Below are 12,983 nucleotides of genomic sequence, written 5' to 3'. Positions count from 1 at the left end.
GACGGCGGCGATCTGCTAGATGAGTCCAGACCTGACGTCGCGCGGAGAGACGCCAAACATCCGCCGGAATGCGCGGTGGAATGTCGATAGATCGTTGAACCCCGAGTCGTAGGCGATCTGTGTGATTGCCCGCTGGTCATTGTCTGGAGAAGCCAGCAACTTCCACGCTGTGCGGAGCCGCGCTTCCAGCAGATGCGCACCGAAACTGCGGTCCGCGGCTTCAAAAATCTGGTGGATCAAGCGCACAGAGCATCCGAGTTCACGGGCAGCCACTCCGGGCCCGAATGCGGGATCGCGATGGCGGACTTCGATCAGAGCCTGCGCGCGGTGGAGCCGCAGGCTGCGTTTCGCCTCCCGTCCGCGCTCGTGCGTTCGTCCGCCAACTTCCAGTGCGGCCACCTGCGCTGCGTGGCGCAGCGTGGAGAGGAAGGTCGTCTCGGGCAGATCTCGTGCTAGGTCCAGCAGCGGCAGGAGCACGGCGCGCAGCAGCCGTGTCGTCGCCCTTTCGCGATGGAGCACAGCGCCTGACGGGCTCCACATCTCGGCATGCGCAGACTCGATCAGCCCTGTCGCCACGCAGAACGCGCTGAGGCCCAGGCAGTCGTCGCCGATGACCTCGACCGGCCGGCTAGGATGATAAAGATAAAGATCGCCGGGCCTCAGAGAGAGGCGCTGGCCTCCTTCCACGAGATCGACGGACTCATCGTAGGCGAGGATTGCGAGATTGTCCGGTGTCGCGGCTGCGAGCTCGTTGACGCCGCGCGAAATGCGGCTGGTCTCACCGTGGTAGCGAAGCACCGATGTTTCCGCGACCTGCGCGTAGAACATTTCCGCCATCGGCGCTGGATCCTGAAATTGTGCGCGGAACGGGCAGGAAACACCGTGGAGTCCGTGGGCAGATAATTGTTCGGCCCTCCGTGTAGAAACGGCCCTCGGAAACATTTATTCGCCAACTAGAACTCGAAATTGGGCTTTTCGTTGCGACGACCAAAGGTGAAAGCGCCCGCGACGAGTTCAAGCGGGCGCAAATCAAAATCGACGCGGTGTTCGCGTATGAGGGTGGCGAAGTGCTGGTAGACTCCAGCATACTCGTGATGGCGACTGAGCGTTCCAAGCACTTGCTCGTTGTTATCGATCAAGAGCCGGTCTCCGCCGTCGATGAGACGAAGCACGCCGCGATCGGTTTCGATCGCAATCTCCCAGATTTGATCGCCGGTCTGCAGAAAATCGAACTTAGCGCTGATAGCGGCGCCATCGCTCGTATGCGCCAGCAAACGCGCGGCGATCGGCATCTCGCGATTTGTGGGGATGTCCAGTTCGGCGCTGATTAGGTTGATCCTCGACGGGATGATCTCGGTTAGGATCGAGAGCGCGTTGATGCCGGGATCGAACACGCCCATGCCTCCCGGCGCCAGAATCCAGTCCTGGCCCGGATGCCAGCGGCGGATGTCCTCTTTCCAGACGATCTCCACGCTTTGGATGCGGCGGCCGTGCAGCCAGTCGCGGGCCGGCGTGACACCCGGGGCGTGGCGTGAATGCCAGGAGGCGTGCAACGCGCATCCGTTCGCGCGGGAAACGAGATCGTGCGCCGCCGCTACCGTCGCGGCCGGAGGCTTCTCAAGCAGCACGTGAAGCCCGCGCGCCAGCGCGAGTCGCGCGTCCGCTTCGCGCGGGCCAGGCGGCGTGCAGAGTGTCACCGCGTCGACCGACGGTTCGGCAGTGAGCATGGCTTCGAGCGAGGCGTAGTTGCGGACGCCTTCAACCGAAGCGTTGCGGCTTGCGGCGGCCACGAGTTCGAACTCGGCGCTCGCGGCAATGACCGGCAAATGCTGGTCGCGTGCGATCTTGCCGACGCCGACGAGGCCGAGCTTGATCATGCTTTAGGCGGAGCGCCGGTCGCGTTTGCGTTTGCGCTCCTCGGCCATCATCAGATCCAGCGCCTCTTGGATCAGCGCTCGCATGAACCGCTCGGCGCCCGTCGCATCGCCTGCAATGATGGCGTCGGCGACCCGCTTATGGTCAAGCACGCTCGCGAACTTCACGCCTTTGTAAGTATTGGTGCGGCGGATTGAGAAGCGGAGAGCTGTCTCGATCAACTCGCGCAGCTGCGCATAAAAGGGATTTCCGCTCGCGCGCAGAACGGACGAGTGGAAGGCGATGTCGGAATCGAGTGGATCGTCTTCGCCGCGGTCGGCGGCGAGCATGCGTTCGATGCCGCGCGTGATGGCGGCCTGTTCGGCCGGGCCGGCCAATTGAGCCGCGAGCGCAGCGGCGCCGGGTTCGACCGCCAGGCGGATCTGCGTGAACTCGATGAGCAGCCGAAGTGAAAATTTGCGCTCGAGCATCCAACGCAGCACGTCCGGGTCGAGCAGGTTCCAGTGCTCTTCGCTTTGCACCCAGGTGCCCTGACGCGGCCGCGCTTTGAGCAGGCCCTTCGCCGTCAGCATCTTGACGGCTTCGCGCAACACACTGCGGCTCGCCTTATATTGCTTGCACAGTTCGCCCTCGACCGGGAACGGATTCTGTTCCGAGTATTTTCCGGTAACGATGGCGATGCCCAAGTCGTTGACGATACTGGTCGTCAAGTTCTGGGTGGGAGGATGACTCGGCACGGATTGTCCCTTAGGGGCGGGCAGTTTAGCGCGACGGGGGGAGTGAGGCGAGGGCCTCATTTGCATGTCGCCTTGAAGGCCGCGACAAGGGCGCGGGCCTTGGCTTCGACGTCTTCCGGCGAGGCGCCGGGCCTATAGAGCGCGCCGCCGATGCCGAAACCGGCAGCGCCGCCAGCCATCCAATCGGCCATGCTTGACTCGCTGACGCCGCCGACCGCGAGAACAGGCAAATCGCCCCGCAGCACGGCCTTCATTGATTTCAGATGCGCGGGGCTCGCGCCGTCTGCGGGAAAAAGCTTCAGCGCGTCGGCACCCGCTTTTGCGGCTGTCAGCGCCTCCGTCGGTGTGAAGAAGCCTGGTACGCTCGAAAGGCCGCGCGCCTTTGTATTCTGAATGACCTCGATATCCGTATTTGGGGACACGATGAATTCCGCACCGGCGGCGGCGGCTTCGGTGACTTGCTCGGTGGCGAGCACGGTGCCAGCGCCGACGAACAAGGCGTCTCCAAATTTTGTGCGAATGGCGGCGATGCTGTCGAACGGCTGCGGCGAGTTGAGCGGCACTTCCAGACAGATGATGCCCGCACGCTGCAACGATGCGGCGACGGGCACTGCGTCCGCGGGGGTGAGCCCGCGCAGAATCGCAACGAGCGGCATCACCTCAATGATGTGCGCTAGGTTCATGCGCCGCGCTCCAGCGCGATGCGCCAGAGGCCTCGCGCTGCGGCGCGTTCACCGTCGAGTGTTTGCACCTGATTGTGGCCGGCAATGGCAAGCGCTTGGGCGTAGCGGCCGGCAAGGCCGGGATCGCCGACCAGGAAGATGGGCGTATCGCGGGTGAAAGGCGTGCGATCCAGCGCTTCGCCGACCTCGGCGCCGAGCAGCACCCCAGAGAGGTATGAGGGCGCTGCCGCGGGAGAGAGATGCTCGAACAACACTTCCGAGCGCGTGCTGAAGATCAAATTGAGCAAGCCCTTGTCTTCGAGCGCGCGGTGGACGCCGAGATCAAACGCGGCCGCATCGTGCGGCGCCGAGACATCCATGGTGCGGCCGAGGATGGAGTGCGCCTTCAGCAGCGCGAACAATTCGCCGGTCATGTAAGTGCGGAAGCTCACGAGCCGGCCGTTTTCGACACGAGCCCACTTCGAATGTGTGCCGGGCGCGATCACGATGGCTGGCGCGCGCTCGTTCTCGAGGCCGCCGAGGATTTGCGTCTCCTCGCCCCGCATCACTTCAACGCGCCCGTCGTCGCGGATCGATTTTGCGCCCGGCACGATCCAGACGTCGGCGAACTTGGCGGGCGCGCGGATAACCGAGCCGGCGAGAGCGTGCATATCGACGGGGCAATTGGCGTACGGCGCCTCGGTCCACCCCTCGCGTCCGCCGGCCATGCCGCACGTTACGATGCGGCTCTGATCGTCGATCCAATCACTGATGAGGGTTTCCAGGACGTCGGCAAACGCCGCGCCCCGAAGCGTGCGCGCGCCGGATTCGGCCCGGCGCACTTCAGCGATCTCGCCTTCGGCGTCGAAACGGAAGGCGCGAAGGTTGGTGGAGCCCCAGTCCACGCCCACGATCGATGGCTTCGCCATGCTTACCCCGCGAACGCAAATGATGGAGCGCCGCGCGCGCCGGCGTCCACTTCGAACAGGCCGCCGGCGAGCGGTTCGCCCTCGCGGCCAATCGAGGCGGACGTGACGAACATCCGGTTGAGCGCCTCGCCGGCGAACACGCAGCTCGTTGGGCGCGAGACAGGCAGTGCAATCGAGCGGTCCAGTGCGCCGTCAGGCGTGAAGCGGCTGATGCGCGCACCGTCCCAGTGCGCGATCCAAACGCCGCCTTCGCTGTCTGTGGTCATGCCGTCCGGATAGCCCCATTCATCCTTGAAGCGCACGAAGACACCGCGCTCCGACAACGCGCCGTCGCGCGACAGTGCGAAGCGGTAGACGATGCGGCGCGCGCTATCGGTGTGATAGAGCGTGGCGCCGTCAGGACTGAAGGTTGGGCCGTTGGCGACGCCGTACCCATCGTCCATGCGCGTCCAGTGCATTGAGGGATCGAGACGATAGAGTGCGCCGGAAGATTGCTTCTCGTCGTCATCCATCGAGCCGGCCCAGATGCGGCCGTGAGCATCGACCTTGGCGTCGTTGAGGCGATTGTTCGCGCGATCGGGTTCTGGCGAGCCGATCCGATGGATCGTGAGCGGATCCAGCGTCAGCGCGGCGAATCCGCTCTTGAAGCCCGCGATGAAACCGGGGCGAGTCGCACGCGGCAGCACCCACCCGATCGCTTCCGGCATGTCCCATGTCGTTTGCGCGCGGCCCTTGAGCGTCAGGCGATGCAGACGCTTTCCTTTGATGTCGACGAAATAGAGCGCATCCTCACGAGCATCGTAGACCGGACCTTCTCCAAGCGTCGCGCGCACGGGCCATGTGTACGTGATCGCGGATGCCGGTGTTGGCGCTAGCGCGGCCATCAATGGCTCTCGCGTGGAATGTCGGCGCCTCGGCAGCCGACGAGAAAGTCGAAATCGGCGCCGCGATCGGCCTGCAGCACACGCTCGACGTACAAGCTTTGGTAGCCGCCCTTCATTGCAGGCTCAGGCGCGCTCCACTTGGCGCGGCGGCGTTCGAGCTCGACGGCGGAAATGTTGTGCTCCAACGTGCGTTTTTCGACATCAAGCGCGATCATGTCGCCGTCGCGCACCAGCCCGAGCGGTCCGCCAATCGCCGCTTCCGGTGCGACATGAAGCACCACCGTGCCGAACGCGGTGCCGGACATGCGCGCGTCCGAAATGCGCAGCATGTCGCGCACGCCGCGCTTCAGAAGCTTCCTTGGCAGCGCCATGTTGCCGACTTCCGGCATGCCCGGATACCCTTTCGGGCCGCAATTTTTCAACACCAGGACGGAGTCTTCATCCACGTCGAGATCGGGATCGTCGATGCGCGATTTGTAGTGCTCGATGGTCTCGAACACGATGGCGCGACCGCGATGCTTGAGCAGGTGGGGGCTGGCCGCCGAGGGTTTCAGCACCGCGCCTTGCGGCGCGAGATTGCCACGAAGCACGGCGAGGCCGCCTTGTGCGGCGATCGGGTTGTCGCGTGTGCGGATCACCTCGCGGTCGTAGACTTCAGCGTCCGCGATGTTTTCACCGATGGTGCGACCGTTGGCGGTCATAGCGTCAAGATCGAGCAAGTCGGCGATTTCTTTCATGAGCGCTGGCAAACCGCCCGCATAGCAGAACTCCTCCATGAGGAATCGTCCCGACGGCATGAGATCGAGCAGCGTCGGCACATTGCGTCCGAGTTTGTCCCAATCATCGAGTGAGAGATCGACGCCGACGCGGCCTGCAATCGCGAGCAAATGCACGACGGCGTTGGTCGAACCGCCGATTGCGCCGGTGACGCGGACGGCGTTCGCAAATGCCTCGCGAGTCATGATCTGCGACGGACGAATATCTTCGCGCACCATGTCCACGATGCGCCGTCCTGAGAGCTGCGCCAGCCTGTTTCGGCGCGCATCGGCGGCAGGGAAAGCCGCGTTGTACGGCAGCGTCATGCCCAGCGCTTCGGCGAGCGAGGCCATGGTCGAGGCCGTGCCCATCGTCATGCAATGGCCGGCCGAGCGCGACATGCCGTCTTCGGCAGCGGCGAAATCGGCTTGCGTCATGCTGCCGGCGCGGACTTCTTCCGAGAAGCGCCACACGTCGGTGCCGGAGCCCAGCGTGCGGCCGCGGAAGCGTCCGTTCAGCATGGGCCCGCCAGATACCAGAATCGTCGGCAGATCGCAGCTCGCGGCGCCCATCAGGAGCGAGGGCGTGGTCTTGTCGCAGCCCGCCAGCAGCACCACGCCGTCGATCGGATTGCCGCGGATGGATTCCTCAACGTCCATAGATGCGAGGTTGCGGAACAGCATTGCCGTGGGGCGTAGGTTGGTTTCGCCACATGAGAACACTGGAAATTCGAAAGGCACGCCGCCAGCCTCCAGCACGCCGCGCTTCACGTGTTCGGCGAGGCCGCGGAAGTGCGCGTTGCAAGGCGTCAGTTCTGAGAAGGTGTTGCAGATGCCGATGATGGGACGACCGTCGAACGCGTCGTCGGGCAGGCCGCTATTCTTCATCCAGCTGCGATGGATGAAGCCGTCCCGATCGGCGCCGCCGAACCAAGCCTGAGATCGAAGAGGCTTGCCGTCCTTCAAGCGTTTCTCCTGCCGCCGCGTTCGCCCAATCGGGCGCCCAAGCCCGGCTCGAGTCATTTATATGATAAAAGCGTTGACGCGCAACTGGGCGTATCTTATGCGGCGAAGGAGACCGGTCAGCGCCGCAAGAGCGCAACGGTGGGAGGGACGCATGCTGACACGCAAGCGCTTCATCGGCGCGGCCTTTGCGAGCCTCGCCGCAACTGCATGCAATCGCAATGCGGCGACAACGAAGATCGGCTTCATCGTCAAGCAGCCTGAAGAGCCGTGGTTCCAGACCGAGTGGCGTTTCGCCGAACGCGCCGCGAGAGAAAACAATTTCGAGCTGATCAAGATTGGCGGCACTGACGGCGAGCGCGTGCTGGCGGGGATCGACAATCTTGGCGCGCGCGGCGCGCAAGGCATGATCATTTGTGCGCCGGATACGCGTCTTGGCGCAGCGATCCAGCAGCGCGCGACCGCGAACCAGTTGAAACTGATGTCGGTGGACGATCGCTTGCTCGGCGCCGATGAACTGCCGATCGAAAGCATCCCCCATGTCGGCATCTCGGCCACACAGATCGGCCGCCAGGTTGGCGAAACCATCGCGGCCGAGGCAGCGCAGCGCGGCTGGGCTCTGAGCGAGATCGGCCTGCTGCGCACGACGTTCGACAATCTTGAAACAGCGCGACAGCGGACAGACGGCGCGCGCGATGCTCTAATCGAATCTGGGCTGCCGGCTGCGCGTGTGTTCGATGCGCCAATGCGCACCAGCGACACCGAAGGCGGCTTCAACGCGGCCAATCCGGTGCTGATGCGCCAAGGCGCGATCCGGCGATGGGCGGTCGTTGGCATGAATGACGAGACCGTGTTGGGCGCGGTGCGTGCAACCGAAGGCGCAGGCCTTGGCGCGGCGGACGTCATCGCCGTCGGCATCAATGGTTCTGCCAGCGCGCAGGGCGAATTCCAGAAGGCGCAGCCGACCGCGTTCTTCGCCTCGATCCTGCTCGATGCGCGCCGCCACGGCTTCGAAACCACGCTCGCCATGTATCGCTGGATCACTGAAAACGTCGAGCCGCCGCTGCTGACCTATACTGACGGCAAGGTGATGACGCGCGAGAACTGGGAAACGTTAAAGGCGGAGCAGGCGGCGTGAGCACGCCGCGGCTCGAGCTTGCAGGCGTCGGCAAGCGGTTTCCCGGCGTCATGGCGCTGGACAGCGTGTCGCTTCAGGTGCGCGACGGCGAAATACGCGCGCTGATGGGCGAAAACGGCGCCGGCAAGTCGACGCTGCTGAAGATTCTCTCCGGCGAGCACAAGCCTGACAGCGGCGTGCTGCGCGTCTCGGGCGAGGCGCGCGTTTTCGCCGGTCCTCGCGCTTCAGCGGGCGCGGGGATCGCGGTGATCCACCAAGAGCTGCAACTTGCACCGGACATGAGCGTTGCGGAAAACCTGATGCTGGGGGCGATGCCAGCGCGCGGCGGATTTCTGGATGCCGGAGAAATGCACCGACGCGCGGGCGCGGTGCTCCAACGACTGGGCGAAGACATTGATCCGCGCGCGCTGGTCAAGAGCTTGCCGATCGGGCGTCGGCAGATGGTCGAGATCGGCAAGGCGCTGCTGCGCGATGCGCGCGTGATTGCTTTCGACGAGCCGACCTCTTCGCTTTCTGCTCGCGAAACCGAGACGCTGATGCGGATCGTGCGCGATCTGAAACAGGAGGGCCGCGCCATCCTCTATGTCAGCCATCGGTTGGAGGAGATTTTCGCGCTGTGTGATAGCGCTTCAGTGCTGCGCGACGGGCGGCTGGTGGCGAACCACGATGTGCTCGCGCAAGTCAGCAAGGATCGCTTGATCTCCGAAATGGCGGGCCGTGAGATCGCCGACATCTATGCTTATCGCGCGCGTACGCATGGTGAGGCGGCGCTGGAGGCGCTGAACTTGATGGGGCCGGGTTTGGCGGCGCCGGTCTCGTTCACGGCGCACAAGGGCGAGATTTTGGGCTTTTTCGGCTTGGTCGGCGCCGGGCGCTCCGAGTTGTTCAAGCTGATCTTTGGCGCGGAGCGCGCCAAGGGTGGCATGCTGCGCGTACACGGTAAGGAGGCGCTCTTCACTCATCCGCGCGAGGCGATCGCGGCGGGTCTCGCGCTCTGTCCCGAGGATCGGAAGGACGAGGGCATTGTGCCGCTTTTGTCGGTGCGCGAGAATCTGGTGCTCGCCGATCGCAACGCGGCCAAGCACAGCGCTCTCCGCAATCCAGCGCGCGAACGCAAGCAGGCGGCGGAAAGCATTGCCGCGCTCAAGGTGAAAACATCATCTGCCGAGGCGGCGATCAGCACACTTTCCGGCGGCAATCAGCAGAAAGTCGTGCTGGCGCGCTGGCTCGCGGCGGGCGCGGACATCTTCCTGATGGACGAGCCGACGCGCGGCATCGATGTCGGCGCGCGCAGCGAAATCTACGCGCTGCTGTTCAAGTTGGCCGAAGAGGGGAGGACGATCCTCGTGGCGTCGAGCGATACGCCGGAGATTTTGGGCTTGTGCGATCGCGTGATCGTCATGCGCGAGGGACGCATCGCCGGCGAACTGAAGCGGGATGAAGCGACGCAAGACGCTTTGCTGAGGCTGGCGCTGCCCGATGAACGGACGGCGGTGCGCGCATGAAGGCTGGATTCACGACCGCGTTGGGCCCGCTGGCCGTGCTCGTCGTCCTGATGGCGGCGCTCTCGATTTTCGTTCCGGATTTCCTCTCGTTCCGCAACGCGCAGGGCCTGGTGCTCGCCGTGAGCCTCGTCGGCGCGGTGGCGACCACCATGATGCTCGTGCTAGCGATGCGCGAAGTGGATCTCTCCGTGGGTTCACTGGTGGCGCTCTCGGGTGTGCTGGCCGCGGAGGTGATGTCCAACACAGGCAGCGTGGCGCTGGGCGTCGTGGCTGGGCTGGGCGCTGGCGCAGTTGTGGGGCTGATCAACGGCTTCGTCGTCGCGCGGCTGAAAATCAATTCGCTGATTGCGACGCTGGCGATGATGGAGATCGTGCGCGGCTTGGCCTTCCTCGTCTCCGGCGGCGAGGCGGTGGCGATCCCGGAGGAGAGCTTCTATGTGCTCGGCACCGGGACGTTCGTGGGTATCGCGTATCCAGTTTGGATCACGCTGATGTGCTTTCTCGCTTTTGGCTTTGTGCTGAACGCAACGGTGTTCGGGCGCAACGTGCTGGCGATTGGCGGCAACGCGGAAGCCGCGCGCTTGGCGGGCGTGCCGGTCGATCGGGTCAAGATTATTGTTTTCACGGTGCACGGCCTGGTGACGGCGCTTGCCGGCATCGTGCTCGCCGCGCGCATCACCAGCGGTCAACCTAACACTTCGCTTGGACTCGAACTGCAAGTGATCTCGGCGTGCGTGCTGGGCGGTGTTTCGTTGTCGGGCGGCGTGGCGACGATCGGCGGCGTCATCGTCGGCGTGCTGATCATGGGGGCGGCGCAGAATGCGCTCAATCTGCTCGATGTGCCAACGTTCTACCAATACGTCGTGCGCGGCGGCATTCTGCTGCTTGCCGTCATCCTCGATCAGATGCGTCAGCGCATGCGCACGCAAGCGAAGGCGAAACCCGGAGCGGCCTGATGGGCAAGATCACCCGACGCGGTTTGATTGGCTCTAGCGCCGCGATCGGCGCGCTTGGTGCGCAAGGCCCCGCGAGCGCACAAGCGCAGACCCGGCGCGGAGCAGCGGGCGCGAATGGTCGCCGCGAACGTCTGCTGATGGATTTCGACTGGCGCTTCGCGCTTGGCCACGCATCGGACATCGCACGTGATTTCGATTTCGGCCTCAATCAACGGACGTTCGCCAAGCAGGGCGTGAGCGTCTCCGCAGCAGCTGCCGCCGATTTCGACGACAGCGCTTGGCGGGCCATCCAGCTACCGCACGATTGGGCCGTTGAACTGCCGTTCGTTCCAAGTACGGGCGAAATTCCGGAGTGGGACCCGCGCGCCGATCATGGCTTCAAGCCTCTCGGGCGTGAATTTCCCGATACCAGCGTCGGTTGGTACCGCAAGACGTTCGATCTTCCCCAAAACGATCGGGGTAAGCGCATCGCGATCGAGTTCGATGGCGTGTTTCGCGATGCTCTCGTGATGTTCAACGGCTACGCCGTTCACCGCAACCAAAGCGGTTATGCGCCATTCCGCGTCGATATCACTGACTTCGCCAATTGTGGCGGCGCCAACGTGCTCGCCGTTCGTGCCGACGCCACTTTAGGTGAGGGCTGGTTTTACGAGGGCGCCGGCATCTATCGGCACGTCTGGCTGACCAAGACCGATCCGCTACACGTACCGCAATGGGGCGTGTTTGTGCGCGCCGTGCCGCGGGCGGGTGGTGCAGAGATCCTTGTCACCACTGATCTCACGAACGAATGCGATGTGCCGCGCGTCTGCGAGGTGCGCTGTGTCGTGCACGATGCGACTGGGCGTGTCGTAGCGGACGCCAGGCAAGGCTCCCGGTTGGAAGCCTGGGGAAACAGTGCGGTTGAGCAGCGCACGCGCATCGAAGGCGCGCGGCTCTGGACGCTTGAAGAGCCGTACCTGTATTCACTGCGCACGGAAATCTGGACGAATGGCGCGTTGATCGACGTGGTCACGACGCCGTTCGGCGTGCGCACCATCCGCTTTGATGCACAACAGGGCTTCTTCCTGAACGAACAGCCGCTGAAGCTATTGGGCACCTGCAACCATCAGGATCACGCGGGCGTCGGCTCGGCCTTGCCAGACGCGCTGCAGGATTTCCGCATCCGCAAGCTCAAAGAGATGGGTTCGAACGCCTATCGCGCAGCCCATAACCCGCCGACGCCTGAATTGCTCGATGCTTGCGACCAGCTCGGCATGCTGGTGATCGACGAAACGCGGCCGATGACATCCTCGCCTGAAGGGATGGATCAGCTCGAACGCCTGATCCGGCGCGACCGCAATCATCCGTCTGTGATCCTGTGGTCGATCGGCAACGAAGAGCAGAACCACCAGACCACAGAGCGCGGCGCGCGCATCGCTGCGAGCATGAAGCGGCTGGTGAACGCGCTGGACGACACGCGACTGACGACGATCGCGATCGACAACGATAACATTGAAGGCGCCTCGCCCGTCGTTGATGTGCGCGGCTTCAATTATCGCACGCAACTGATGGCCGGTTATCACGAGCGTGTGCCGAACCAGCCCATCTACGGCTCGGAAACTGGCAGCACGGTGTGCACACGCGGCGAGTATGCGCGCGACGATGTGCGCCACATTCTGCCCGCGTATGACCGCGAGCATCCGTGGTGGGCGACGACGGCAGAGTTCTGGTGGAAGATCATCGCAGACCAGCCGTTCAACGCAGGCGGCTTCATCTGGACCGGGTTCGACTATCGCGGCGAACCCACGCCGTTCAATCAATTCCCGTCGATCTCATCGTATTTCGGTGTGATGGATACGTGCGGATTCCCGAAGGACAATTACTATTATTACAAGGCTTGGTGGTCGCGTGAGCCGGTGTTGCATGTGCTGCCGCACTGGAACTGGGAAGGGCGCGAAGGTCAGGAGATCGAGGTCTGGTGCCATTCGAATTGCGACACCGTTGAACTCTTCCTGAACGGCGCGCCGCTCGGGTCGCATCCCGTGCCGCGCAACGGTCACGCCGAATGGCGCGTGCCGTATGCGCCGGGCTCGCTCGAAGCGCGCGGCTTCCGCAATGGCGCGTTGGTGCAAACTGTTCGCCGCGAAACCGCGGGGCCCGCTGCGCGCCTTGTGCTGAGCGCCGATCGCGCTTCGATTGCGGGCGATGGCGAGGATTGCAGCGTTGTCAGCGTTCAAGTGGTGGATGCGCAAGGCCGCATCGCTCCACGCGCGGACCACGAAGTGAGTTTCGCGGTGCGCGGCCCGGGCGCGATCATCGGCGTTGGCAATGGCAATCCGACCAGCCTCGAGCCGGACAAAGCGCAAGCGCGCCGGGCCTTCAACGGGCTCTGCATGGCCATTGTGCAAGCGCGAAAGGCTGCCGGCAGAATTAGGATTACAGCGTCCGCTCCGGGACTTGCGCCCGCCAATTTGACCATTGCTGCAACGCGGACACGCGCGCGCCCCGCAATTTAAAAGGGGAAAACCAGTGCTTGACGCCTTATGACAGATTAATATGATAAATGAGTTCGCGGTAAGTGGCCGAAGGCCCGGAGAGCG

At 64.0% G+C, this 12,983-nt stretch carries 11 protein-coding genes; 4 read left to right on the top strand and 7 right to left on the bottom strand.

The window, feature by feature from the left end:
* Window positions 1-15: 15 nt before the first annotated feature.
* The 7 genes from DSM104635_RS20095 to araD form a co-directional block, all read right to left on the bottom strand.
* Complete coding sequence (locus DSM104635_RS20095; RefSeq protein ID WP_323368329.1) at window positions 16-837, bottom strand: AraC family transcriptional regulator; 822 nt, start codon at window positions 835-837, stop codon at window positions 16-18.
* Between the two features lie 116 nt (window positions 838-953).
* Complete coding sequence (locus DSM104635_RS15360) at window positions 954-1,877, bottom strand: Gfo/Idh/MocA family protein (protein WP_158767049.1); 924 nt, start codon at window positions 1,875-1,877, stop codon at window positions 954-956.
* Between the two features lie 3 nt (window positions 1,878-1,880).
* Window positions 1,881-2,612, bottom strand: coding sequence for a FadR/GntR family transcriptional regulator (locus tag DSM104635_RS15355; RefSeq protein ID WP_228445718.1), 732 nt, complete (start codon window positions 2,610-2,612; stop codon window positions 1,881-1,883).
* A gap of 56 nt (window positions 2,613-2,668) precedes the next feature.
* Complete coding sequence (locus tag DSM104635_RS15350; RefSeq protein WP_158767047.1) at window positions 2,669-3,295, bottom strand: 2-dehydro-3-deoxy-6-phosphogalactonate aldolase; 627 nt, start codon at window positions 3,293-3,295, stop codon at window positions 2,669-2,671.
* A complete protein-coding gene (locus DSM104635_RS15345; RefSeq protein ID WP_158767046.1) occupies window positions 3,292-4,203 on the bottom strand; it encodes a 2-dehydro-3-deoxygalactonokinase in 912 nt (303 codons plus the stop codon). Before DSM104635_RS15345 ends, DSM104635_RS15350 begins: the two co-directional genes overlap by 4 nt.
* A 2-nt stretch (window positions 4,204-4,205) precedes the next feature.
* On the bottom strand, window positions 4,206-5,087 hold the full coding sequence (locus DSM104635_RS15340; protein ID WP_158767045.1) for an SMP-30/gluconolactonase/LRE family protein: 882 nt from the start codon (window positions 5,085-5,087) through the stop codon (window positions 4,206-4,208).
* Complete coding sequence (gene araD / locus DSM104635_RS15335) at window positions 5,087-6,808, bottom strand: L-arabinonate dehydratase (protein ID WP_228445717.1); 1,722 nt, start codon at window positions 6,806-6,808, stop codon at window positions 5,087-5,089. Before araD ends, DSM104635_RS15340 begins: the two co-directional genes overlap by 1 nt.
* A 151-nt stretch (window positions 6,809-6,959) precedes the next feature.
* On the opposite strand from araD, the gene DSM104635_RS15330 reads away from it, so the two are divergent.
* The 4 genes from DSM104635_RS15330 to galA are packed head-to-tail and all read left to right on the top strand — an operon-like array spanning window position 6,960 to window position 12,899.
* Window positions 6,960-7,943, top strand: coding sequence for an arabinose ABC transporter substrate-binding protein (locus DSM104635_RS15330; protein ID WP_158767043.1), 984 nt, complete (start codon window positions 6,960-6,962; stop codon window positions 7,941-7,943).
* A complete protein-coding gene (araG, locus tag DSM104635_RS15325) occupies window positions 7,940-9,448 on the top strand; it encodes an L-arabinose ABC transporter ATP-binding protein AraG (RefSeq protein WP_187448153.1) in 1,509 nt (502 codons plus the stop codon). The genes DSM104635_RS15330 and araG overlap by 4 nt, the downstream gene beginning before the upstream one ends.
* Window positions 9,445-10,404, top strand: a complete 960-nt coding sequence (gene araH, locus DSM104635_RS15320) for an L-arabinose ABC transporter permease AraH (protein ID WP_158767042.1) — start codon at window positions 9,445-9,447, stop codon at window positions 10,402-10,404. Before araG ends, araH begins: the two co-directional genes overlap by 4 nt.
* Window positions 10,404-12,899 (top strand): beta-galactosidase GalA, encoded by a 2,496-nt coding sequence (gene galA, locus DSM104635_RS15315; RefSeq protein WP_158767041.1) that lies wholly within the window; start codon window positions 10,404-10,406, stop codon window positions 12,897-12,899. Before araH ends, galA begins: the two co-directional genes overlap by 1 nt.
* Window positions 12,900-12,983: the final 84 nt, after the last annotated feature.

The sequence above is a fragment of the Terricaulis silvestris genome (assembly GCF_009792355.1).
Classification (GTDB): Bacteria; Pseudomonadota; Alphaproteobacteria; order Caulobacterales; family Aquidulcibacteraceae; genus Vitreimonas; species Vitreimonas silvestris.
Note: the sequence above shows the minus strand (reverse complement) of the source record. Positions and strands in the feature narration are given on the sequence as shown.